Origin of the sequence: Saccharopolyspora soli (assembly GCF_022678645.1) — a bacterium.
In the GTDB taxonomy this organism is placed as follows: Bacteria; Actinomycetota; Actinomycetes; order Mycobacteriales; family Pseudonocardiaceae; genus Saccharopolyspora; species Saccharopolyspora soli.
Genome location: NZ_JALBWV010000004.1, coordinates 69,783 through 92,721, shown reverse-complemented (window position 1 = coordinate 92,721; position 22,939 = coordinate 69,783). Strand labels below are relative to the sequence as shown.

Sequence of the window (22,939 nt, the reverse complement as noted above, 5' to 3'; positions counted from 1 at the left end):
GTTGAGCACCAGCCCTCGGCGCAACACTGCGGATCTTTCAAGCCGCGTTGCGCACAGTGCAAGCTGGTGGTGGTGCATCGCGTGCTGGAGACGCCCGTGGCGGGTTGAGGCTGCCCTTGAACGAGCGCAGAATGGCGCGCGGCACCGCTGTGCCCCTTCGGCTGCCGAGTTCCATCTCGTTGATCAGCTCTTCCAGCCTGCAGAGGGTTTCTCGCTCAATCGCCTCGAACAACAACCTTTCCGTGAATGCCCACCTCCGCCAGCTGCGAGCACCGTCCATGACCGCCCGCACCGGCGGTGCGAGCGGAATACCGTTGACGTAGACGGGTTTTGGCAGCCGGGTGGTGCGTTCGAAGTATGTTCCGGGGTAGCTCTGGATCTTGCGGCTGTGTGGGATCAGTACGTGGATATCCGCATCTTCCGGTGGAGTTTCAAGCCCGTGCAGGCGTGCCGCGTGGAGACCGGTGATCATGGCACCAGGTCCGGCGCGCAGCAGCGCCGCGTTGATGCGATCTTCAATCGTTGGTGGTCCGGGTGCGATGAGCAGGACGCCCGGTGCCAGGCGCGTCCAAGGCCCGCCGGGACGGGCACGCCGATACGACTTGGACTGCGAGATTCCGAGCTTCTCCAATTCGACGACGCGAAGAACCCGTCGGTCGACGTCCGGTGTGACTGAGACTGCGTTGATCGTTGTAAGCATGTTCAGCACTATCCGGCATGCGGCGCCCACAGCTTCGCTGATTTATCCAGTTCTGGAAGTGTGTCGGGCACCCCATTTTCGCCCGCCAACCACTAGCGCACGAGCATGGGAACCTTTCTGCCGCCCGGTGATAGGAAGGTTCCCTTGCCGACAACTGCCGGAGCTCATCGCCGCGTGGTTTCGATGAAGTCACAGGAAGCGCCAAGGTAGTTCTCAGCTCGGCGAGGCACTGTTGATGTCATGACAGCAACTGGAGCCGGTGAATCGCCGGAGAACAGAGACAGCGAGAAGCGCACTCTGGGGCAGGACACCGTGCCTGCCGGATCCGTTGGTCCCGTGCCTGGGCCGCCACCGAGTGGCTCAGGCGTTGATCCAGGTAACCCGCGAACCACTGAACGTCGGCCCTGGAAGGGCATGATCGCGGTCGCTCTCGTCGCTGGCCTGATCGGGGGCGGTGTCGGCGTTGGCGGCGGGATGTTGCTCGCCGATAGCGGCGGTGGTCCGGTGATTTCGCAGCATGATCCAGTTACTGGTACTCAGGTCAATGCACAGACCGGCACCGTGCAGTACGCAGCCAGCAAGGCGTCATCGAGCACAGTGGACATTTCCGTTCGATCCGGCAGGAGTGGGACGGAGGGAACCGGCGTGGTGTTGACTCCGGATGGATACGTGTTGACCAACAACCACGTGGTCGGATCGGGTGGCGAGATCAGCGTTACGTTGGCCGATGGGACGAAGAAGACCGCAACCGTTGTGGGCACCTCACCTTCGTACGACCTGGCAGTCATCAAGCTCAACGGTGCTGACGGTCTCACCCCAGCGGAGCTCGGCAAGTCCGCGGATCTGACGGTCGGGCAGCCCGTGGTCGCCATCGGCTCGCCGCTGGGGTTGGAAGGAACCGTGACGTCAGGCATCATCAGCGCCCTCAACCGAACTGTCGAACCGCAAGACGACAGCGGCCAATCCGTCATCTACAACGGGATTCAGACCGACGCTTCGATCAACTCCGGGAACTCCGGTGGGCCACTGGTCAACCTGGACGGCCAGGTGGTCGGAATCAACTCCAGCATCCTGTCCAAGAGCAGCACCTCGGGAAACATCGGGTTGGGATTCTCGATCCCGATCGACACAGCTAGCAGGGTCGCGAACGAACTCATCAAGAGCGGCGTGGCGACAAAGCCCCAGCTCGGTGTGTTCGGCACGGACGGCCAGTCCGGAGGCGCGACTATCAGCTCGGTCGTTGCAGGTTCAGCCGCTGAACAGGCCGGACTCAAGACAGGGGAAACCATCGTCAAGGTCGGGTCCCAGACCGTCAGCAGTTTCGCTGATCTGATCGCCAAGATCAACGCCAATGCGCCCGGATCGAAGATCTCCCTCACCGTCGCGGACCCGCAGGGCGGAAACCAACGACAGGTCGAGGTGACCCTGGGCAGCCAACAGGACAAGGCCGCCGAGACAGCCGAAGACCCAGGTACTCAAGAACAGAGTCCCTTCATGTGGCCCAACGGTCAGCTGCCAAGCGACGGGTAGGTGTGTGGAAGGGAACTTTTCTGCCGGGCGACGACAGAAAGGTTCCCTTGCTGCATTCCCGCTACGCGGAGCGCTGCATCCAGCACTGCATGGCGTATTCGGCCAGCTTGATCAACGCGTGCTTGGTGGATTCCCGGTTCCGGGCGTCGCAGGTGATGATCGGAACGTCAGCCGGGATTGCGAGGGCGTCGCGGACCGCCTCGATGCGATGATGCAGCGTTCCGTTGAAGCAGTTGAGCCCCACGATGTAGGGGAGTTGCCGGTCCTCGAAGTAGTCGATGGCCGGGAAGCTGTCCGCGAGGCGCCGGGTGTCCACCAGCACCACGGCGCCGATCGCGCCGCGGACCAGGTCGTCCCACATGAACCAGAACCGCTGCTGGCCGGGTGTGCCGAACAGGTACAGGATCAGGTCGGAATCCAGGGATAACCGGCCGAAATCCATGGCCACCGTTGTCATGTTCTTGCCCGGTGTGGCGTGCAGGTCGTCGATGCCCTTGCTGGCGTCGGTCATGACTGCTTCGGTGGTCAGCGGCACGATTTCCGACACCGAGCCGACGAATGTCGTCTTCCCGACCCCGAAGCCACCCGCGACGACGATCTTCGCCGACGTCGTGGTTGGCGGCTTGGTGGTGTGCATAGGTCGAGATCGCGTTTCCGATGTCATGTCTGCCCACCTCAGTTATCGAGTCAAGTTGGTGTCTGCGGGTTGCGCGCTGCTCAACGAGACCCCCGCGGAAGATTCAGAGCCGACGAAGCCCACTCAAAATCCTCTCCATCAACAACAAGTGCGACTTGCTGCCGTTCTCGCTGACTGTTCGGTGCACGATGATCAGCCCGAGGTCGGCCATGTCACTGATCAGGACTTTCGTCACCCCGAGCGGAACGCTGAGCAACGCACCGATCTCGGCCACCGAACGCGGATGCCGACACAGATCCGCGATGTGGTGGTGTTCGAGCCGCTGCAGCCTTCCGCCTTGGCACGACTCACTGGTGGACACCAGGGTTTCCAGTTCCAGCCGGTGGTTCGACCGAGTGCGGCCACCGGTCCAGGCATACGGTCGGATGTAGCAGGCGGTGGCTTCTTCCCGATGATGTGATTCCTCGGGCAACAGTGTGGGGGCCGGGGGCTCCGCTTCGGAGGAGGGCCATTTCGGTTCAGGCGCGGGCCGTGCCGAGCTCTGTGGTTCGGACTCGTCGCACGTCCTCCTACCGCGGCCGCGACGGCCGCTGTCGAGGGCGAACCCGTTGGAGAACTCGGCCCCGGCGTCCGCTTCGGGTGACTTGTGGTCGCCCCAGCGGTGCCGCCCGGACGAGTCCGGACCTGTGCTCATCCCTTCCTCACACCGACTGACTGGTCATAACACGATTCGTCCCCTGTAGTTGAGAGCGCAGTTCCGGGGTCAGGATCTGGCCGACCCGTTCTACGAGCAGGGCCATCTCGTAGGCGATCAGCCCCATGTCGCAGTGCGGTGCGGCCAGCACGGTCAGGCACGAACCGTCGCTGATCGCCATCTGCAGCATCAGGCCGCGCTCCATTTCGACCACGGTCTCCGTCACGGCCCCTGCCTCGAAGCACCGTGCCGCGCCTTGGGTGAGGCTGAGCAGCCCAGATGCCACGGCTGCTAGTTGGTCGGCCCGGTCGGTCGGCAGTTTCGCTGACTTGGTCAGCAGCAAGCCATCGGCGGACACGACCACTGCGTGGGCCACGCCAGGAACTCGTTCGGTGAAGTCCGTGACCAGCCAGCCGAACTGGCTCGGTTGGGAATTGTGGGCGTTCATCGGCGCCTCCTGTCCTCACTGATTCGGGTTGTCACCGGCGTTCATCGGCCGAGTGCTGCGGGGCGCGGAGACTGTGCTTGCCTTCGCGGACGCCGCGTTGGAAGCTCGCTAGTCGGCCGCGCATCAGATCTGCGTCGCGAGGCGGTTTCGCCACCGACTCGGTGGCCGGTCCCGGTACCAGTTGTGCTCTTGGGGATCGCCTGGGCAGCCCGGCCGAGGTGTAGTCGACGGACGTGGTCCCCGGCGCTTCGGCGTGGCTGTTGGCACGCGAGTTCCAGTCCACTTGCGACACCCCGGTTGGTGCGGTGGAGCTGCCGAGCGCCGCCTGCTGGCGGTGGCGGCCACGTCGGACACCGGCCTGGAAACTGGCCAACCGGCCACGAACCAGCTGCGGATCGCGGGGTAGGCGGGAGCGCTCGGCTTTTTCAACTTCGGCACTGCCTGCCACCAAATTCGCCTGCGGAACACGCAAGGGAAGTCCAGCCGAGGTGTAGTCGGCGGGTTCGGCGCCGGCAACCTCCTCGGCCCGGCGCCAAGCCTGGTCATTGGCGAATATCCACGTCTTCTGGCTGTGTCCGTTCGGTGTTGGCTGTGTGGAAGGGAACCTTCCTGTCATCGGTGACAGGAAGGTTCCCTTGCTCGCAACGTCTGCCGGGGGATTGGGTGAGTGGGTGGTGGGGGTGGGCCGGGCTTGCAGCCAGGGGGCGGGCGGTGCTGCCTGGAACCACGCGGAGGCGAGGTCGTCGAAGATCGGTGTGGTGGCCGGGGCGTCGTTGTGGTGCGCGGGGTCCGAGAAGGCGGGGATGATCTCGTCGGTGTCGGACAGGTCGCTCGGTGGCTGCTGAGGTTGGGCGCCTTCGGCTGGTGGCTGGAGCAGGTGGGAGCCGTTGTTCACCAAGTGGTGTTGGCTGGCCGCATCCTGTTCGGCTGCCTCCCAGTCGAACTCCTCGACGAGCGTGTCCTCGTCGCGATCGTCGGGCACCATGTCGTCCGGTGCTGGGCCCGCCGCGTCCAGCATCAGCTCCGGTGCCACGCTCACTGCGACGTGCACGCCGACCTCATCGGGTCCGGGACGCAGTTCGACCCGGATGCCGTGCCGGGTGGCGAGCTGACCGACGACGAACAGGCCCATGCGTCGAGACGTGGACAGCTTGATCTCTTCATCGCTGGTCAGCCGTTGGTTCACCGCGGCGAGTTCGGCATCGGTCATGCCGATACCGCGATCGACGATGTCGAGACCCAGCGATCCGTCGCTGCGCAGTTGCCCGGAAACTGCGACCTGGGTATCTGGCGCGGAGAAGTTCGCGGCGTTGTCCAGCAGTTCGGCCAGCAGCCGCACCAGGTCGCTGGCCGCATATCCGACGATTTTGGCGTTCGGTAGCGGCTGGACGATCACCCGCGGGTAGTGCTCGATCTCCGACACCGCGGCTCGGATCAGATCGCCGGGCGAGGTCGGCTGGGTGAACCGCCGGGCGGGGTCCGTCCCCGAGAGCACCATGAGGTTCTCGTTGTTGCGGCGCATCCGGGTCGCCAGGTGGTCCAGCTGGAACAGCGTCGCCAACTGGTCGGGGTCTTCCTCGTCGCGTTCGAGCTGATCGAACAGTCGGAGCTGCCGCTCCAGCAAGCTCTGGCTGCGCCGCGACACGTTGACGAACGAGTCGCTGTAACTGCGGCGCAGTTCGGCCTGTTCGGTGGCGAGGTTGACGGCCTGGGCGTGCACGTCGTCGAAGGCCCGCGCAACTTCGCCGATCTCATCGATGGTGTTCACCGGAACCGGTTGGACGGGTGCCAGCGTGTTGTGACCGGCACGGATGTTGGCGACCGCTTGGGGCAGCTGGTAGTTCGCGGTATCCAGTGCGCTGCGTCGCAGCACGTCGAGTGACCCGAGCAGTTGTCTGGCGACCACTACGACGATTGCCCCCGCGATGAGCAGCGCGGACAGCAGGATCACCGACTCCAGCCCGGCCATGTTGCTGGCGGTGTCTTGCAAGGTGAAGGCGGTGTTGTGCAGGTCGCTGTCGAGCCGAGCCTGGAGCGCGTTCAACGCTTCAAGGGATATTCGCGACTGGTCCTTCCAGGTTGCCGATGACACCAGCAGCGGAGAGATCCGCGATGTGCCGCTGTCGCGTTCGGCCATCGCCAGCTGGACCGAGGTCTCCCTCGCCGGGACCTCGGGTTTGGCGTAGAGCTGGTCGTAGCGCAGCCGCTGTTGCGGTGTGGCGGCGGCGCGGAACTCCTGGACAGCTGCCGTGCGGCGGGATTCACTGGACGCGAGCCGAGCGAGGTTGTCGGTGGTGAAGCTGCCGCGGGTCAACCCGACGAGCACCAACGCCTGCTGGAGTTGCACCTCTTCGCTGATCTGGGCCAGTTCGTGCGCGGTGGTCGCGGTGGAAACCAGTTGCGACGACGAGATTTGGCTGATCAGGGTGCGGTCGAGCGCCAGCAGGACACCGATGAGCTCGGTGTAGGAGTTGATCGCCACCCCCGGATCCGTGTGGGTGCCCAGGACTTGTTTGCGCAGCGGAGCGAGTTCGGTGAGCTGCCGATCGGTTTCCTGCCGGGCGAACCTGACCGACTCGCTGTCCGGGGCGGCCCGCAGCAGGCGCTGGATGTCTTCGAGGGCGCGGTCCGATGCGGTGAAGCGCTCCTGCACTTCCGGTGCGGCTATCGGCCCGCGCACCAGGAACTCGGCGGCCTGGCTGCGTTCCCGCTGCAGGCGGTCGATGGCCAAGCGCACCGCGCTGCCAGCGGTGACCACCCGGCCGATGTTGGCGTATTCGTTGGCTTGTCGGGTCTGGCCGCTGATCTGCAGAACACCGAGCACGAGGGTGAAAATCACCGGAACGAGTACAACTGCGGTGATCTTGACCGGTAGTCTCCAGTGGCGCCAATTGATGATCCGCCCGGTGATCTTCGACATGGCGCGCGACCACGCGGACACCCAAGTTCTCTTCGCGGGTGTGCGTTCGAGTCCGCTGCTCACGACGCAGTCCTTTCCCGCGCGGTCGGACTTCATCGCCAACTGCGCGTTCGTGTGGTGGGCAGGCTGGGCCCGTCTGTGGTGTGCGCGGCAGGTCTTGCATGGCTGGCGGCGCTGCCTGGCCAGGTGTGTTGCTGGTGGCCGGTGCGGTCGTTGATACCGGCATCCGGAGCCTGCGATGTCGGGGGTGATCGCGGCCGTACCGGATGAGTTGTCGCCGGTTGTCGGTGGCAGAACCCTATCGTGCGCTGAACGATCTCCTTCTGTTCTCGAATTTGGTTTGCTGACCAGCGAATTCGGCTGGCGGGTAGATCATTTTCGCGGGGTTGGTGCTGGATGGCTGAAGCCTTGGACACTGAATGTGTTCATTGCGCTGAATTTGAGTTGTGCTTTTGTCGCCCGATAGATCGATGTTGAAGCTACGATTGGCCCTGCTGTCGCACCGCATGGTCGAGGACTGCGCGAGGCGCCTGGTGAGCCGGGTGAATTTCTTGCTGACCAGCTGAAATCTCGGTTGTTTCAGGACATTTCACGACGCGTGCGACGGACCTGGTGGTCGTTCAGCGGCGCCTCTGCACATAGAATTGATCGCATACCGTGATCGGCAAATTCATCAATGTGTGTGCTGTGTCGCTGCGATGGTCGGTGTGGACCGGATCGCTGGTTAGACTTCCGAGCCGGTTGGCGTCGCATGCAGCGCGGTTTGTCGATGCCTGGATTCGCGACCAACGATATCGCCGGATCGATGCGAACCCAGGTGATCGGCGAAAACCCAGGGGGAACTCCGAAACATCGGCCGAAAACCACGTCGATGCAATTGTCGACTGCTTGGAAGGACGCATGCCCAACGCACCCCAGCCGCCGCGGACGCCCGATGACGCGGCCGCACCGGCGGCCACCTTCGGCGAGATCGAAAAGTCCGCGATGCGATCACCAGCACCGCCACCCGACTACACAGCCATCGCGCGGAGTCCGGAATTCCTCGACCTGCGCACCAGACTGCGCCGCTTCGTATTTCCGATGAGCGCGGTGTTCCTCAGCTGGTACCTGGGCTACGTCGCCGTCGCCGCGTACCTGCCGGAGTTCATGAGCATCCGGCTCGTCGGCGTGGTCAACATCGGGCTGGTCATGGGAATCGGGCAGTTCGCCACCACGATCCTGATCATCGCCCTGTACCTCCGGTACGCGGCACGCCAGATCGATCCGCGGGTGCTGGCGCTGTACCGGAACGCGACGGGGGAGGATCCTCGATGATCGACGCGAACCCGGTGCTCAACATGGGCATCTTCGGGGTGTTCGTGCTGATCACCTTGTTCATCGTCTACCGCGTGAGCAGCGTCGACAGCGCCCCCGACTACTTCGCCGCCGGTGGCCGGTTCACCGGGGCGCAAAACGGCATCGCGCTGTCCGGGGACTTCCTGTCGGCGGCGTCGTTCCTCGGCATCGCCGGGGCCATCGCGGTGCACGGCTACGACGGCTTCCTCTACTCGGTCGGCTTCCTCGTCGGTTGGCTGGTCAACCTGCTGCTGATCGCCGAACTCCTGCGCAACACCGGGCGTTTCACAATGGGCGACGTGCTGAGCTTCCGGATGCGGCAACGGCCGGTCCGCGCCGCAGCGGCGGTGTCAACACTGGTGATCTCCGCCGTCTACATGATCGCCCAGATGGCTGGGGCGGGCAGTCTGGTCGCGCTGCTGCTCGACGTGCGCAGTTCCAGCGGTCAGGCGTTGGTGATCGCCGTCGTGGGCCTGGTCATGGTCGTTTACGTACTGGTCGGTGGCATGAAGGGGACCACCTGGGTGCAGATCATCAAGGCGGCCATGCTCATCCTGTGCGCGGCAATGATGACCGTGTTCCTGCTGGGCAAGTTCGGCTACAGCCTGACCTCGCTGCTGCAGCAGGCAGCTGACAAGAACCCGTTGGGAGATCGGATTTTCGCGCCCGGCGCGAAGTACGGCGAGAACGAGCTGACCAAGTTGGACTTCGTGTCGCTGTCGCTGGCCTTGGTGCTGGGTGTTGCCGGGCTGCCGCACGTGCTGATGCGTTTCTACACCGTGCCCAATGCGTTCCAGGCCAGACGTTCCGTGGTCTGGGCAACCTGCACGATGGCTGTGTTCTACCTCTGCACGCTCGTGATCGGGTACGGGGCAGGGGCCGTCAACGGTACCGAGACGATCCTCGCAGCTCCGGGTGGCGAGAATTCCGCCGCGCCACTGCTGGCGTTCCGCATCGGGGGCACTGTGCTGCTGGGTGTCGTCGCTGCGATCGCGTTCGCGACTATCCTCGCCGTCGTCTCCGGGTTGACGCTGACCGCGTCCGCGTCGTTCGCCCACGACTTCTACGCCAACGTCGTCAAGCGCGCCAAAACCGACCCAATCTCGGAGGTTCGGGTTGCTCGGCTGACCGCGCTCGTGATCGGAGTGGCTTCGATCCTGGGCGGAATCCTCGTCAACGGGCAGAACATCGCGTTCCTGGTCGCGCTTGCGTTCGCGTTCGCCGCGTCGGCCAACCTGTCGACACTGCTGTTCTCGCTGTTCTGGCGGAGGTTCAACACCCGAGGCACGTTGTGGGGAATCTACGGCGGACTGGGTTCGTGTCTGGTGCTCGTCATCTTCTCGCCAGTGGTGTCCGGATCACCGGACTCGGTCCTGCCCGGCGTGGACTTCGCATGGTTCCCGCTGAGCAATCCCGGAATCGTGTCGATCCCGATCTCATTCCTGTGCGGCTACCTCGGAACCTTGCTCGGCGGCCGCGTCAGCCCGGAACGCACCGCCGAGATGGAAGTCCGCTCCCTCACCGGCATCGGCTCCTCCTGACCGCTCCGCAAGCAAGGGAACCTTCCTGTCACCTTTGACAGGAAGGTTCCCTTGCTCCCCCAGGGGCTGTTGGTCCCGGTCAGGCGAACCAGTTCATCAACTTGTCCCAGAAGGAAGGTGCTTCGGCGGCGGGTGCCGGAGCGGTGGGCTGCGTCGCCTCATGGGTGGAGTGGTCGTGCGAAGTCGTCGTCGCAGTCGCGGGTTGTTGCGCCTCCAGGGCGCCGGTCTGCGCAGTGCCCTGCTGATCGAAGACCACGTCCGAGCAGGAGTAGAACGCCTCCGGGCTGTCGGTGCGCTGCCAGATCGTGTAGAGCATGTGCTGGCCGGTCTTGCCCTCCGGGATCTTCACGGGGATCGAGTAGCCCTCGGCGGTCTCCTGCGGGCTGGCGACATCCGCGATCTTCTCCAGGTCACCCCACGCGAGCGGCTTCGCCGGATCCCAGCCGTCCTTGGTGATGAAGACCTGGAAGCCGCCCTTGTGCTTGGCGGTTGCCTTGAATTCAAGGTTGACGTCGCCGGTCTGCAGTTGGGTAGTCGGCCAGGCCGTGGCCGGGGAGTCGAACCCGGAGTACGTCGGATTGTTGGCGCTGCAGAGCTTTCCGTCCGGGATCAGCTCTTGGTGTCGGCCATTGGAGTCGCCGATCCGGTTGCTCATCCAGTCGTAGATCGGGGCGGTGCCGTTCTCGGCGACAACTCCCTTGCAGCCCTCGGAGTCCGGGCTCTCCGCGCCTTCCAGAAAACAGGTGTAGGCGCGACCAGCTGGTGCCTGCATGTCGCCGTGGGCGAAAGCGGCCTGCGGGGCCAGCAGCGTGCCAACAACGGACAAGCCGCCGAGAACAGCGGCTGCGGTGGCCTTGCGGCGCACATTCACGTCGAGTCTCCTTGCTATTCGCCCGTGTCGACGCCGGTCGCACACAACGCCGCGCCGGTCACTGGGTCATCGTTTCGGGGCGAATAGATATTGACTCGACGAAGCCTGCGAAGTCCACCTGAAAATGTCTATTGCTGCTCGCGGGAAATCTTGCCCGAAGGGCTTGTTTTCGCAGGTAGACGACTTGTTGAGTTGTCTGGAATAAATATGTAAGCATGGCTGACGAGAGCAATAAATGGGACTTAACCACGAATTGGACTCGTGGCTTCGAGCTGTTCGGACGAGCGTGATCCCATTCTCTCCAAGGCTCGGAGGTATCCGAAGCCCGCGAACTGTGAATGTAGGTCGACCGCGGTGGCGAGGAAGGGAACGTTCCTGTCACCGCGGACCGGAAGGTTCCCAGGCTGCGATCGTTCGGCCCCGCTCGGCCGTGCCGCAGATGGGGTCGGAGGGAGGCGTTGGCCGACTGTCAGAGCAAGGGAACCTTCCGCTCGCTGGCGGGATCCTGCGTTCGGCTTCGGCTCAGTGTGGGATCGGGATTTCGAAGTGGATCGACGGGCTGTACTGCGGATCCTCGCGTGCGTCGTGGATCTGCTTTGCCACCGCGCGCCAGAAGGGTTCGGCTCCCTCGACTGCGGGGTTGGTGTGCAGGTAGATCGCGGAGTAACCGTCGGTTGCGGCGACGAAGTCGCACGCCATGGAGACGAGGGCACGCGCGAGTCCGTGTCGGCGATGGGCGCGGTCGACATACACCCGGAACAGTTGGGCGGTCTCGCCGCTCGGGTACCGGTCGGTGATCCACTGTGGATGCGGCGGGCTGCTGGGGCCGTTTGCCCGCACCGCGGTTGTGGCTGCCACCTCTTCGTCGCGGACCGCGACGAAGAGGGCGTGCCGGGGATGGTGCAGGTAGGCGTCCTCGATGTCGATCACGTCCGCGTGCCATCTCGGGTCGTAGCCGTGTCCGAACTCCTTGTAGAAGGTGTCGAGCATGACCCTCCGTGCGCCCTCGACGTCGGCTGGTCGGGCAGCGCGGACGACGTAGTCGCCGATGCGGTGTTCCAGGTTGTGCTGCATTGTGTCCTTTCCGGTCGATTCGGTGGTACGTGACGTTTCGGAGTGACAGGAAGGTTCCCTTGCTGCCGGTCCGAGGCGGCTGAAACCTGTGCCAGTGACGCAATGATAATCATTTTCAATTAGTTGGCGAACGGTGCCCTCGTTGAAGCGGAGTTGTCTGGTTGCGGCGGGAGTTCTCGTGCGGATCAAACAGGTGTTCCCGGCGCGGTCGAGTCGAGCGCCCAGGCGTGGACTTAGACGGTTCTATCAGTGCTCGTCGTAATGCCCATCGTGGTACGCGTGGCGGTGTTCGTCGTGCAAGTAGTCGACGTGGTCGCCGTGCGGGATCGCTACGTGGCCGCAGTTTTCACCGTGGACGTGGTCGTGCTGAGGGTGTTCGACGTGTTCGCTGGCTTCGCACTCGTCGTAGTGGTCTTCGTGTTCTCGGTGTAGATGCCCGTCGTGGACGTAGTCGACGTGATCTTCGTGCGGGATTGCTGCGTGTCCACAAGTTGGGCCGTGGGTGTGGTTGTGGCCGGCGTGTTGTTGATGCGCGGTTGCCATGTCGATCACTCCTGGTGCTTTGGGAGATGCCCGGAGAATAAGTCCGCATTCGCACGTTCGCATATTTCAGGCGCCCGTGATTGCTGCTCAACAGCGGATGCGATGAAGGGACCTCGCTGCCATAGGCGGCCAAGGGTGACAGGAAGGTTCCCATGCTGCGAAGCTCGGCGGCGGGTTGACGGGGTGTGGGGGTCGGGTTAGTTTCGGCTTTCGTTTTGGTCAGACCGTATGGCCGGTGAGGAGTTCGATGAACCTCCACACTTTGTTGGGTGAACGTGCTCGGCGTGTCGGGCCGGTCAGGGTCGGAGTGATCGGGGCGGGGAAGTTTGCCTCGATGTTCCTCACCCAGGTACTCAGCACCGAAGGTGTGCACGTCGTCGGCGTGGCCGACCTGTCGCCCGAGCGGGCGCGGGCTGCGTTGGATCGCACCGGTTGGCCCGCCGAGCGCTACGTGGCCGCCAGTTTCGACGAGGCGCTGCGCAGCGGCGGAACGCACATCACGGACAGTGCCGATGCGCTGATAGGTGCCCCTGGACTGGACGTGGTCGTGGAGATCACCGGTGACCCCGTGGCTGGCACCCATCACGCGGTTCGGGCGATCGAGGCCGGTCGGCACATCGTGATGGTCAACGTCGAGGCCGACTGCATGGTGGGGCCGTTGTTGGCCGAACGGGCCCGGAAGGCTGGCGTGGTCTACTCGATGGCTTACGGCGACCAGCCAGCACTGATCTGCGAACTCGTCGATTGGGCGCGCACCGTGGGCTTCGACGTGGTGGCCGCGGGCAAGGGCACGAAGTACCTGCCGGAATACCACGCATCCACCCCGGACACGGTGTGGGACCACTACGGTTTCACGCAGGAACAGCTGGACCGCGGGGACTTCAACCCGAAGATGTTCAACTCTTTCCTGGACGGGACGAAGTCGGCGATCGAAATGGCAGCCGTGGCAAACGGCACCGGGCTGCACCCGCAGGACGAAGGATTGTTCTTCCCACCATGTGGCATCGACGACCTGTCGACTGTGTTCCGGCCGACCGAGATCGGCGGCCGGTTGACCCGCCGTGGCACCGTGGAAATCGCGTCCAGCGTGCACCGCGACGGCGCCGAAGTGGTGCGGGATCTGCGTTGGGGCGTCTACGTCACCTTCGAGGCACGCACTGACTACGCGGTCCAATGCTTTGCCGAGTACGGCGTGCGCACCGACGAGACCGGCCGTTACGGCTCGCTTTACCGGCCGTACCACATGATCGGCCTCGAACTCGGTGTCAGCGTCGTTTCGGCGGCAGTGCGCGGAGAGGCGACCGGATGCCCGACCGGCTTCCGAGGTGACGTGATCTCGGTGGCCAAACGCCAGCTCAAGGCCGGGGAAATCCTCGACGGCGAGGGCGGCTACATGGTCTACGGCAAGCTTGCTCCAGCCGCGGCGTCGCTGGAGTTGAATGCGCTGCCCATGGGATTGGCGCGTGGGTTCAAACTGTGCAATGACGTTCCCGAAGGCGGCGTGCTTCGCTGGACCGATGTCGAAGTCGACGATTCGGTGCTGGCGGTGCAACTGCGGCGGGAGTTGGAGCAAACAATGCGCGGCTGACATCGGGCAGCGCCCGCAAGGTGACGCGGTCTCCGACGCCACCGCTGGAATTCGAGGAGAGGCGTGAGTTCCGCAAGTCAGAGCTCATGGGAGCCGGTGCGCAAAGTTCGCACCTATGAGCAGGTCATGGCGCAGATCGAGCAGCGGATGCTCGATGGACTGCTCGCACCGGGCGACCGGCTGCCCAGCGAACGCGAACTCTCCCAACTCCTCGGTGTCAGCCGCCCATCGCTGCGCGAGTCGCTGCGGGTGCTGGAAGCCCTCGGCATCGTCGACGTTCGGCCGGGTCGGGGGCCCGATGGCGGGACAGTGTTCGTCGGCCGTCCCGGCGGGGGCTTCACGATCCTGCTGAAGATGCAGTTGGCGCTCGGGCATTTCAGCGACACCGATGTGCTCCGCACCCGGCTGATGTTGGAGGAGTGGGCGGTCGCAGATGCCGCGCGCAACGCCACCGTCGAAGATCACAAGGCATTGCGGGGCATCCTGGACCAGATGGACGCGATGGAGCTCACCGCCCGCGACTTCAACCGGCTCGACACCGAATTCCACGTGCGTGTCGCGGAGTCCACCGGCAATTCGCTGGCTTCCTACTTGATGAGTTCCCTGCGCACCGCCATTCAACGGCGGATGATCGACGCGTACGAGCGGCTGGCCGACTGGCAGGAGACCGCGAAGACGGTGCGCGCCGAACATCGAGAAATCGTGCGGGCTATCGAGGAGCGCGACGCATCACGGGCGGTCGACCTCGTCCGACGTCACATCAACGACTTCTACGAAGTCGAACCGTTCACCGGCGGAACTTCCCGGCCTACCCGCTGACCGGGACCTCTCCGACTGCCAATCGGGCGGGGTACTTGGCCCTTATTCGGGCCGCGCAGCTCCACGGCATTGCCGGATACGGCTATGGGGCAGACCATCGCGGCTGACGTTGTCGCTCCGCCGAGCTCGACCAGCGCCGTGCGGTCGACATCATCAGCGGCATCACGAAGGCAACCACAGTGGATGGTCCTGATGGCTGGACGCCGCTCGCCGGGCGAGTTCGACCAGGAGCATGGGAACCTTCCTGTCAAAACTGACAGGAAGGTTCCCATGCTGCATCGGTCGGCAGCGTGGTGTTCATGGCGGGCGTGTCGGCCGTTCATGTCCGGCTGGTTTTCTGCTCGCGGTGTGAGGTGTGGGGAGGGTCGGTGTTGTGATCCGAATCGGGCGGCGCGGTGTGCTTGGGGGCGGGCTCGGTGCCGCTGCGGGCCTCTACTTCGGCACCGGCGTCGCCATCGGGGAGTGGGATCGCTATCCGTTCACGCTCGGCGTCGCGTCCGGTGCGCCGACTCCGACGCGAGTCACGCTGTGGACCCGGTTGGCACCGTCGCCACTGGAGATCGACGGTGGTCTCGCCCCGCGTGCTCTGCCGGTGCAGTGGCAGATTGCCGAGGACGAACGGTTCTGCAAGGTAGTGCAGCAAGGCACTGCAGTCGCATTCCCCGAGGCCGCGCACAGCGTGCATGTGGACGTTGCCGGGTTGGCACCAGGACGCTGGTACTTCTACCGGTTTCACTGCGGCAGGGCGACGAGCCGGATCGGCCGCACCAGGACCCTGCCAGCAGAGGATGCGAGGGTGTCCACGTTGCGAATGGCAGTCGCGTCCTGCCAGCGATTCGAGGACGGCTACTACACCGCTTACCGGGACATGGCCGTCCGAGACCTCGACCTCGTTGTCCACGTCGGCGACTACATCTACGAGAACGTCTACACCACCGGAGCTCGACCTCGGTTGGCCGAGATCCCCTCCCATCTGCGTGCGGACGCGACGGATCTGCAGTCCTACCGCTTGCGTCACGCCCTGTACCGGCTCGACCCGCACCTGCAGGACGCCCACGCGTCCGCGCCGTGGCTGGTGATACCCAACAGCGACGAAGCAGCCGAGGACGGCGAACAAACCCCGTCCGATCGTCGTTCCGCCGCCTACCAGGCGTTTTACGAACACCTCCCGATGTCCGCGGTTGCCCATCCCAACGGGCCGAGCATGCGCATCCACCACAACATCGACTTCGGCGCACTCGCCCGGCTGCACCTGCTCGACACCCAGCAATTCCGCGATGACCAGCAAGTTCACGACCCCGCGCGGTCGATGCTCGGCGCGAGCCAGGAGCAGTGGCTGCGCCGGAGCTTGAGCAGCACCGACACGGCATGGAACCCGATCGTGCAAGCAGGGCTTTTCACGCCGTACGACCTCGCAGCTGGTGCGGGCCGGGACGTGTATTACGCCTCGTGGAATGGCTATCCAGCGGCTCGGCAGCGGCTGTTGGACGATCTCGCCGAGACACGGGCGCGAAATCCGGTGTTTCTCTCAGCTGACTGGCATACCGCGTGGGTGAACAACGTTCCAGCGGACCGGAACCTCGACGGCCTGCCGGTGCTGACTGAATTCCTCACCACCGGCATCAGCTCGTCTGCCGCTTCCACCTCGCACCTGACCAAGCCGTCGCTGCCGGAGAACCCGCAAGTCCGCTTCTACGACGAGAACAGCGGATACACGCTCTGCACGATCAATGCCTCCCAGTGGCGCACCGACTTCCTCGCCGCTGACACCAGCGATCCCGGTGGTGCCGTGCGCACCGTCTCGTCCTGGATGATCGAGTCGGGACGCCCTCAAGCCGACCAGCGGTGAATCAGAACTCAGAGTGTTGTAGGTGACGACTGGCTCGGTGTCAGCCCTGCGCACACTGGCGCATCCAACGCCTCGGCCAGTCGCGCCAGAGTGCCGAAGCTGCACGCGGTCTCGATCTACGGCCTCTTGGGGATCCCAGCGAGCTCCCGACGGTTATGGAGTTAAGACCCTGTGGGGCGGATCGCTCCGAGTCGCTCGCGCTGCTGGACAGCGGCGGATTCGTGCGGTTCGGCCGCCGCGTTTTCGTAGCATGGGAACCTTCCTGTCACCCTCCGGGCCGTGGCCTGGGCGGATGGTGGCTGGGGGTTCGGTCTGGGGGTGGCGGTGGCTGCTGTTGCGTGATCGGTGCGCAACCGTCGCCATGGCGTTGGGCGACTTCGGCGTTGTGGGCTGGGGTGTCGGCGGGACCGCGTCGGGACTGATCGGGGAAGGGGCGAGAATTCTCACGAAATCTCGGACCATCCGCCGCAGATCTCCGGTGGAGATTGGCTTCCTGGACCGTCGCTTCGGCTGCGGCGCTGTCGGGCTCACTCAGGGCGGCCCGGTCCAGGACAACTGCCGCCCACCGGAAGCCGGAACAGGTCGGCGTTGTGCGTGTCGGTCAGTGGGCGTGTGTCTGGGATTCTGGACAGCTGGTGCGTGGTGGCCATTGCTCTGCTCGGGTGCGCGGCGGCTAATGGAACGAACTTGACGTTGCCATCGCGAGGAGGGCACATGGCCGGAGCGATGCGGATCGAAGGCCGATCGATCGACCCCGTTCCGGACCGCGAACGGCACGGCCACCCGCGCAGCCTGTTCACGCTGTGGTTCGCCGGGAACATGCAGATCACCGCAGCGGTTACCGGTGCGCTGACGGTGCTCGTCGGCCTGCACCCGCTGTGGGCGCTGGTGGCGGTCGCACTGGGCAACGGCATCGGCGCCGTACCGATGGCGCTGCACGCCGCGCAGGGTCCCAAACTCGGTGTTCCGCAGATGATCCAGAGCCGCGCTCAGTTCGGCGTTTACGGTGCGGTGCTGCCCTTGGTCCTGGTCGTTCTGATGTACCTGGGCTACTTCGCCAGCGGCAGCGTGCTGGGCGGTCAGGCGCTCGCCGAGATCACCGGTCTGCCCGTCGACCTGGGCATCCTGGTCTACGCCGGGCTTTCCGCGCTGATCGCGATCGTGGGCTACCGGTTGATCCACCGCTTCGGGTGGCTGGCTTCGCTGGTGTCGGTCGTGGTGTTCGTGTACCTGACGATCCGGCTGCTCACCACCCACGACCTCGGCCCGGTGTTGGCCGATGCGGAACTCGATCTGCCAGCTTTCCTGCTCGCGCTGTCGCTGACGGCGTCCTGGCAGCTGACCTTCGGCCCGTACGTCGCGGACACCTCGCGGTATCTTCCGGCGAGCACCTCGATCCGCGCCACGTTCTGGTGGACCTACGGTGGTACCGCTATCGGCGCGACCTGGGCGATGTCGTTCGGAGCCCTGGCCTACGCCGTCGCGGGTCCGGCGTTCAAGGGGCACGAGGTCGCCTACGTGGTCGGGCTCGGCGGACCGGCCCTGGTGCTGCCGTTGCTGATGGCAGTCGCGCTGGGCAAGTTCACCGTCAACGTGCTCAACATCTACGGCGGTTACATGACCGTGGCCACCACGCTGACTGCGTTCACCCGGAAGGTCATGCTCGCGCCGAGCACCCGAATTGTCTACATCGGACTGTTCGGGGCGGTGGGCGGCGTCGCGGCGGTGCTCGGCCGCGGTGACTTCCTGTCGAACTTCGTGCTGTTCCTGCACTTCTTGCTGTACTTCCTCACCCCGTGGAGCGCGATCAACCTGATCGATTTCTACTTGCTGCGCAAGGAGAACTACGAACTGGCAGCCATGTACGACCCGAACGGCCGCTACGGGCGCTGGTGCGTTCCGGCGCTGGTGGCCTACCTCTTCGGCATCCTGGTGCAGATCCCGTTCTCCAACGCCGACGGCGTCTTCACCGGTTTCCTGGTGCCATTCCTCGGCGGCGCCGACATCGCCTGGCTGCTCGGGCTCGCCGTGCCTGGCCTGATCTACTGGGCGGCAGTGCGCAACCGCATCCAGAACGAGCCCGCGACACTGAAGTCCTCAGCCGCTTGACCGGCCGAGTTTTCACCATTACCGGAGTTCCCGGTTTTCCTGCGGCGGCCACCACGCGAAATGCCTGACCGCTCCGGAAACCCGGCTCCCTCACGTCGACCTGCGAGGTCAATCGTCTCCCGGCGTCGACTCGTCTCCTGAATTGAATATGGGAAATCCATCGGCCGAGATTGAGTCGATCGTTCCTGTTCAACTCGAATTCGCTGTCCGGGTTGGGAAAGCAACTATGATCAGCCGAGTCCTACCGGCAAGATCGAGAGGTCGTAGTTGCTATGGACACAGTGGACGGAACCAGAAAGACGTTACGCCTTTTCCGGCGCAAAGAAGAATCGCCGGTCGAGCGCAAGGGCGTGCGGCGAGCCGGGAAGTCGGCGTTCGTCATCCGCGCCTTCGCCGGTGCTGCCGTGTTGCTGCTCGCACTGCCCCCGGCCTATGCCTCAGCGGATCCACCTTCGGCGCTGCCCGGCAGCGCCGCGGAAGCCGACGCCAAATGGCAACCCGCTTTCGACTACGACGGCGACGGCTGCTACCCCACTCCCGCGATCGGCTCCGATGGCACGATCGCGCCGGGGTTGGAGCCCTCCGGCGCGGTCAACGGGAACTGCCACGACCAATCCGACCTCGACAACACCAACTCCTACTCCCGTTCCAAGTGCAACCAGAACGGTTGGTGCGCCTACCTCTACGACCTGTACTTCGAGAAGGATCAAGCCGTGGACGGCAGCGGCCTCGGCGGCCACCGGCACGACATCGAGCACGTCGTGGTGTGGGTTTACCAGGACCAGGCGCAATACGTTTCGACGTCGGCGCACGGTGACTACTCCACGTACCCCAGTTCCCAGGTCGCCTGGGACGGGACCCATCCGAAGATCATCTACCACAAGGACGGCCCCGGCACCCACGCGTTCCGCCTGGCCAACATGGACGAACAGCCGGAGAACCACTACGGGACGTGGCAGTACCCGGATCTGGTCAGCTGGGACAACTTCCCCGACGGCCTACGGGACAAGCTGACATCCGCCGACTTCGGCAGCGCGAGCCTGGCGATCAAGGACAGCGCCTTCGCGGGCAACCTCGAAAGCGCCAAGCCGGAGGGCATTCCGTTCAATCCCAACGAATGATGGCAGTTCGACTGCGCACCGGGTGTCGCTCCCGACGGGAGGGACACCCGGTGCGCCATTTCATCAGCGGTGGCCTTTCCAAACGTTCCGTGACAACGCGAACAATCGGACGCTGGTTGTCCGACTCCTGCGCGCTAGCCGGGTGCCGCTGTTGGTGGTACGGGGGAGTCAGCCGGAAGCTGATGCGGTCCGGGTCTTCGCGCCACGGACTCGAACTCGCGGATCCAGGGGAGCCGCAGGCGCTCCCCGAGGCGGCACAAGACACGCGGAATCAGGTGTCGTGGTTCAAACCACTCCGACTCGTGCTGAAGTTGGCGCTGTGGAAGTGAGTTCTGCCGCAGGAGCCAGATATACCCGAATGGAGCAATCGAGAGTCGCTGTCAGTAGGGGTTTTTGCCGCGGCTGCCGGTCAGCGCTCAAGTCGAAGGAACCGTCGCGCCACGTCAGGGTGTACGACAAGGATGTCGCAGGCGTCGGCCGCGGCGAGTTCGGCCTTGCGGTCGGTAACCGGCTCGGGCTTCGGTGACCGGGGGCACAGGGTCGCCGTGTCGTTCTGGAAGTTGCGACCGACCAACCAGCGGAGCAGGCACTCCGCTGGTTCGAGATTGTGTTTGCGCACGTCGCGACCGGAAATCGAGGTGTTCTGGAGGGGTGAGCCCCCTGCCTATTCAGCTTGCTTTTGTGTCGCTAGAATCACCGTCGCTGATATGTTGATCAACAATAGTGAGCACCAGTGGTCCCAGCGGTGACGTCCCCGACCATGGACAGGCGTGCCCGTCGCCGATTATTCCCCCGTACCAAGGACGCTGATGTCTGAACTCCCTTTATCTGCCACGGGTTCTGAGCGGTTGCCGGTGTCATGGCACGGCACGGACGATGACCTGCGGAGCCAGTTGTTGCGGCTGGTGATGTTCCACTTGGCTGCGATGGCGCTGCTGGGAATCGCCGCCTCGGTCCTGCTGACCACGAACCCTTCCCCCGGGCTTCAGTACGCGGTGCTCGGTGGCGGGATCGTGGGCTGCGCGGCCATCGTGACCACTGCCGTCTTCCGAGTCAGGGCCACCGCAAGCATAATCGACCAGCGAATCGACGAATCGGTCCAGACCTCCAAACGGTGGATCGAGGACTCCGAGCGGCACACCAAGCAGTGGATCGACGACCTGCGCTCCACCGTCGAACAGGGGAAGAAGGAGTTTCCCCAACTGCTGGAACGGGTTCGCGGGGGCGATTACCCAGCTCCGCGATGGCCCGTCGACGAACCTGCCGCGGGCTGCCATCCCTTCGAACTCCTCTCCTACGAGGTTCGGCAGGCCCAAGCCGCCATCGAGTTCGCCGTGGTTCGCGTGCAGCACGTTTCCGGTGTCGGTGCTGATCCCACCGTCGCGGTGTTCGCCAACATCGCTCGGCGAGTCCAGTCCCTCGCGCACCGGGCGATCCAGCGACTCGATGAGCTCGAACAACTCGTGGAGGACCCGGACCTGCTCAAGGGGTTGTTCGCGGTCGACCACCTCGTGACCGGTGTGCGCCGTCAAGCGGAAAGCCTCGCCGTGCTCGGTGGTTCGATGCCGCGGCGTCAGTGGAGTCGGCCGGTCGCCATGTACACGGTGCTGCGCTCCGCCGTCGCCGAGGTCGAGCACTACGCCCGAGTCAAGGTGATACCGCCGGTCCCCGGCACGGTGCACGGCCATGCCGTCGCCGACGTCATCCACTTGGTCGCCGAACTCGTCGAGAACGCCACCGCGTGTTCGGAACCCGACACCCAAGTGACGGTGAGCACCCAGCGGGTTACTGCTGGGCTGGCCATCGACATTCGGGACCGCGGACTGGGCATCAGGCCAGACGATCGGGCCCAGTTGAACGCCCTTCTCGCCAACCCCGGCTCGGTGGACCGCGATGAGCGGCTCAAGGACGGTCGGATCGGCCTGTACGTGGTCGCTCAACTGGCCCAGCGGCACCACGTCGCTGTCGAGCTAGAGAACAACATGTATGGCGGAACAGACGCCCACGTCGTGATTCCCCGCAGCATGTTGGGTGACCCGGAAACCGAGGAAGCAGAGAGCGCTCCTGCGGAGATCGAGGCCGTTCCGAGTGCGGTTGCCCTGTCGGAGTCGTATTCCGGCACTGCTGTCCTGAGTGCCGGTGTCTTGTCCGAGCCGCAATCCGACACCGCTGTCCCGCAAGTGGTGTCCAGGGCGTCGATGTCGGCTTCCGACCGCGAAGGTGCGGGCGGGCGTCGTGGCGCGCACCGGGCTCGTACGGATCGGCCTTCCGCGCCTCGCTATGTGGACGCGGACCAGCTTGCCCCGCGTCGCTACCTCGACGCGGATCAGCCTGCCCCGCGTCGCTACCTCGACGCGGACCAGCCTGTTGCATCGAGTGATTCGGACACGGCGCGGTGGTATGCGAGCCCTCCAGGATTCGGGTCCGACCCCGCGACCGCGGTTGGGGATGCCACCAGCTACCGACCGAGCGACAACGACCAGCGTCCTCCGCTGCCGAAACGCGACCGCACCAAGACCTATGTGGCTCCCCAACTCGCCGGGGGCCCCACTTCTCCAAATGGACCGCGTGGCGGCCTCAACCCCGGTTTGTGGGCGGCTTACCGACAGGGCGTCGAGGGCGGCGCCCGCGACAGCGACGGTCCGGGCGATCACCGCGTCTGACCGGCCCGAGCGCACCGCCACTCGTCCTCCCCGCATTGATTTCAAGGAGACATCTATCCATGGCCAATGATGTGGCCGCTGGCCAGGCATCGGATCTCAGTTGGTTGCTCGCGGACCTGCTTCGTCGAGTCCCGCACACCCGCTGTGCGCTCCTCGCGTCCACAGACGGGCTGAAGCGGTACTACCACGGTCTGGATTCCGACGATGCGGATGCTCTCGCCGCGTGGGCCGCTGCGCAATGCTCCCTCGCTCGCAACGGGGGACGCCGCTTCGGCGCGGGTGACGGCGTCCGCCAGGTCGTAGCGGAATTCGACGGCCTCGTGTTCTTCGTTTCGGCAGCCGGTCCTGGCGCGGTCCTCGTCGTCCTCACGTCCCCGGACGCCGACGCCAGTGTGCTCGGCTACGAAATCGCCCAACTCGTCAAACGGGTTCCTGCGCATCTGACCACGCCAACGCGGCAACCGACCGCGTCAGGTGTGGCCGACCTGGGTGGGTGA

General features: G+C 64.7%; 19 protein-coding genes. 10 read left to right on the top strand and 9 right to left on the bottom strand.

Features of this window, described 5'->3' with window-relative positions; genetic code table 11:
• Positions 1–37 precede the first annotated feature (37 nt).
• Positions 38–700 (bottom strand): hypothetical protein, encoded by a 663-nt coding sequence (locus tag MOQ72_RS04440; RefSeq protein ID WP_242180683.1) that lies wholly within the window; start codon positions 698–700, stop codon positions 38–40.
• A 414-nt stretch (positions 701–1,114) separates the two neighbouring features.
• On the opposite strand from MOQ72_RS04440, the gene MOQ72_RS04435 reads away from it, so the two are divergent.
• The gene (locus tag MOQ72_RS04435; RefSeq protein WP_242180682.1) at positions 1,115–2,230 is read left to right on the top strand and encodes a S1C family serine protease; all 1,116 of its coding nucleotides are present in this window, start codon (positions 1,115–1,117) and stop codon (positions 2,228–2,230) included.
• A 61-nt stretch (positions 2,231–2,291) separates the two neighbouring features.
• Here the strand turns inward: MOQ72_RS04435 and MOQ72_RS04430 are convergent, their stop codons facing one another.
• The 4 genes from MOQ72_RS04430 to MOQ72_RS04415 all read right to left on the bottom strand — a co-directional run bounded on the left by MOQ72_RS04430 (position 2,292) and on the right by MOQ72_RS04415 (position 6,992).
• Entirely contained in the window at positions 2,292–2,894 is a 603-nt protein-coding gene (locus tag MOQ72_RS04430; RefSeq protein ID WP_242180681.1) for a GTP-binding protein, read from the bottom strand.
• 76 nt (positions 2,895–2,970) lie between these two features.
• Positions 2,971–3,561: a DUF742 domain-containing protein gene (locus MOQ72_RS04425; RefSeq protein ID WP_242180680.1), complete on the bottom strand. Its 591-nt coding sequence runs from the start codon at positions 3,559–3,561 to the stop codon at positions 2,971–2,973.
• Positions 3,562–3,568: 7 nt separating this feature from the next.
• A complete protein-coding gene (locus MOQ72_RS04420) occupies positions 3,569–4,009 on the bottom strand; it encodes a roadblock/LC7 domain-containing protein (RefSeq protein ID WP_242180679.1) in 441 nt (146 codons plus the stop codon).
• 31 nt (positions 4,010–4,040) lie between these two features.
• Positions 4,041–6,992, bottom strand: coding sequence for a nitrate- and nitrite sensing domain-containing protein (locus MOQ72_RS04415; protein WP_242180678.1), 2,952 nt, complete (start codon positions 6,990–6,992; stop codon positions 4,041–4,043).
• Between the two features lie 837 nt (positions 6,993–7,829).
• Here MOQ72_RS04415 and MOQ72_RS04410 point away from each other — a divergent pair.
• Together MOQ72_RS04410 and MOQ72_RS04405 are read left to right on the top strand one after the other, a co-directional pair.
• Positions 7,830–8,243, top strand: a complete 414-nt coding sequence (locus tag MOQ72_RS04410) for a DUF485 domain-containing protein (RefSeq protein ID WP_242180677.1) — start codon at positions 7,830–7,832, stop codon at positions 8,241–8,243.
• Positions 8,240–9,805: a monocarboxylic acid transporter gene (locus MOQ72_RS04405; protein WP_242180676.1), complete on the top strand. Its 1,566-nt coding sequence runs from the start codon at positions 8,240–8,242 to the stop codon at positions 9,803–9,805. Before MOQ72_RS04410 ends, MOQ72_RS04405 begins: the two co-directional genes overlap by 4 nt.
• A gap of 79 nt (positions 9,806–9,884) precedes the next feature.
• On the opposite strand, the gene MOQ72_RS04400 is transcribed toward MOQ72_RS04405, so the two are convergent.
• From MOQ72_RS04400 to MOQ72_RS04390, 3 genes are all read right to left on the bottom strand, one after another.
• Positions 9,885–10,676: a lytic polysaccharide monooxygenase auxiliary activity family 9 protein gene (locus MOQ72_RS04400; RefSeq protein WP_242180675.1), complete on the bottom strand. Its 792-nt coding sequence runs from the start codon at positions 10,674–10,676 to the stop codon at positions 9,885–9,887.
• A gap of 522 nt (positions 10,677–11,198) precedes the next feature.
• Positions 11,199–11,750 carry a GNAT family N-acetyltransferase gene (locus MOQ72_RS04395; RefSeq protein ID WP_242180674.1) on the bottom strand — a complete coding sequence of 184 codons (552 nt, stop codon included), beginning with the start codon at positions 11,748–11,750 and terminating at the stop codon, positions 11,199–11,201.
• A gap of 246 nt (positions 11,751–11,996) precedes the next feature.
• Positions 11,997–12,293 (bottom strand): hypothetical protein, encoded by a 297-nt coding sequence (locus tag MOQ72_RS04390; protein WP_242180673.1) that lies wholly within the window; start codon positions 12,291–12,293, stop codon positions 11,997–11,999.
• 247 nt (positions 12,294–12,540) lie between these two features.
• On the opposite strand from MOQ72_RS04390, the gene MOQ72_RS04385 reads away from it, so the two are divergent.
• The 5 genes from MOQ72_RS04385 to MOQ72_RS04365 all read left to right on the top strand — a co-directional run bounded on the left by MOQ72_RS04385 (position 12,541) and on the right by MOQ72_RS04365 (position 19,779).
• Complete coding sequence (locus MOQ72_RS04385; RefSeq protein WP_277953536.1) at positions 12,541–13,881, top strand: NAD(P)H-dependent oxidoreductase; 1,341 nt, start codon at positions 12,541–12,543, stop codon at positions 13,879–13,881.
• 63 nt (positions 13,882–13,944) lie between these two features.
• Positions 13,945–14,700 carry a FadR/GntR family transcriptional regulator gene (locus MOQ72_RS45085; protein ID WP_242180671.1) on the top strand — a complete coding sequence of 252 codons (756 nt, stop codon included), beginning with the start codon at positions 13,945–13,947 and terminating at the stop codon, positions 14,698–14,700.
• Positions 14,701–15,073: 373 nt separating this feature from the next.
• On the top strand, positions 15,074–16,549 hold the full coding sequence (locus MOQ72_RS04375; protein WP_242180670.1) for an alkaline phosphatase D family protein: 1,476 nt from the start codon (positions 15,074–15,076) through the stop codon (positions 16,547–16,549).
• 714 nt (positions 16,550–17,263) lie between these two features.
• Positions 17,264–18,658 carry a purine-cytosine permease family protein gene (locus MOQ72_RS04370; RefSeq protein ID WP_242180669.1) on the top strand — a complete coding sequence of 465 codons (1,395 nt, stop codon included), beginning with the start codon at positions 17,264–17,266 and terminating at the stop codon, positions 18,656–18,658.
• Between the two features lie 380 nt (positions 18,659–19,038).
• Positions 19,039–19,779, top strand: coding sequence for an NPP1 family protein (locus tag MOQ72_RS04365; RefSeq protein ID WP_242180879.1), 741 nt, complete (start codon positions 19,039–19,041; stop codon positions 19,777–19,779).
• Between the two features lie 409 nt (positions 19,780–20,188).
• On the opposite strand, the gene MOQ72_RS04360 is transcribed toward MOQ72_RS04365, so the two are convergent.
• Positions 20,189–20,398, bottom strand: a complete 210-nt coding sequence (locus MOQ72_RS04360) for a hypothetical protein (RefSeq protein WP_242180668.1) — start codon at positions 20,396–20,398, stop codon at positions 20,189–20,191.
• A gap of 190 nt (positions 20,399–20,588) precedes the next feature.
• Here MOQ72_RS04360 and MOQ72_RS04355 point away from each other — a divergent pair, with 190 nt between their 5' ends.
• On the top strand, positions 20,589–22,442 hold the full coding sequence (locus MOQ72_RS04355) for a sensor histidine kinase (RefSeq protein ID WP_242180667.1): 1,854 nt from the start codon (positions 20,589–20,591) through the stop codon (positions 22,440–22,442).
• 59 nt (positions 22,443–22,501) lie between these two features.
• On the top strand, positions 22,502–22,939 hold the full coding sequence (locus MOQ72_RS04350; protein WP_242180666.1) for a roadblock/LC7 domain-containing protein: 438 nt from the start codon (positions 22,502–22,504) through the stop codon (positions 22,937–22,939).

Excerpts from the sequence above, each read along its gene's own strand:
- MOQ72_RS04390 (WP_242180673.1), bottom strand. The coding sequence starts at position 12,293 with ATGGCAACCGCGCATCAACAACACGCCGGCCACAACCACACCCACGGC.
- MOQ72_RS04440 (WP_242180683.1), bottom strand. The coding sequence starts at position 700 with ATGCTTACAACGATCAACGCAGTCTCAGTCACACCGGACGTCGACCGA.
- MOQ72_RS04420 (WP_242180679.1), bottom strand. The coding sequence starts at position 4,009 with ATGAACGCCCACAATTCCCAACCGAGCCAGTTCGGCTGGCTGGTCACG.
- MOQ72_RS04355 (WP_242180667.1), top strand. The coding sequence starts at position 20,589 with ATGTCTGAACTCCCTTTATCTGCCACGGGTTCTGAGCGGTTGCCGGTG.
- MOQ72_RS04350 (WP_242180666.1), top strand. The coding sequence starts at position 22,502 with ATGGCCAATGATGTGGCCGCTGGCCAGGCATCGGATCTCAGTTGGTTG.
- MOQ72_RS04425 (WP_242180680.1), bottom strand. The coding sequence starts at position 3,561 with ATGAGCACAGGTCCGGACTCGTCCGGGCGGCACCGCTGGGGCGACCAC.
- MOQ72_RS04430 (WP_242180681.1), bottom strand. The coding sequence starts at position 2,894 with ATGACATCGGAAACGCGATCTCGACCTATGCACACCACCAAGCCGCCA.
- MOQ72_RS04370 (WP_242180669.1), top strand. The coding sequence starts at position 17,264 with ATGGCCGGAGCGATGCGGATCGAAGGCCGATCGATCGACCCCGTTCCG.
- MOQ72_RS04410 (WP_242180677.1), top strand. The coding sequence starts at position 7,830 with ATGCCCAACGCACCCCAGCCGCCGCGGACGCCCGATGACGCGGCCGCA.
- MOQ72_RS04435 (WP_242180682.1), top strand. The coding sequence starts at position 1,115 with ATGATCGCGGTCGCTCTCGTCGCTGGCCTGATCGGGGGCGGTGTCGGC.
- MOQ72_RS04395 (WP_242180674.1), bottom strand. The coding sequence starts at position 11,750 with ATGCAGCACAACCTGGAACACCGCATCGGCGACTACGTCGTCCGCGCT.
- MOQ72_RS04405 (WP_242180676.1), top strand. The coding sequence starts at position 8,240 with ATGATCGACGCGAACCCGGTGCTCAACATGGGCATCTTCGGGGTGTTC.
- MOQ72_RS04385 (WP_277953536.1), top strand. The coding sequence starts at position 12,541 with ATGAACCTCCACACTTTGTTGGGTGAACGTGCTCGGCGTGTCGGGCCG.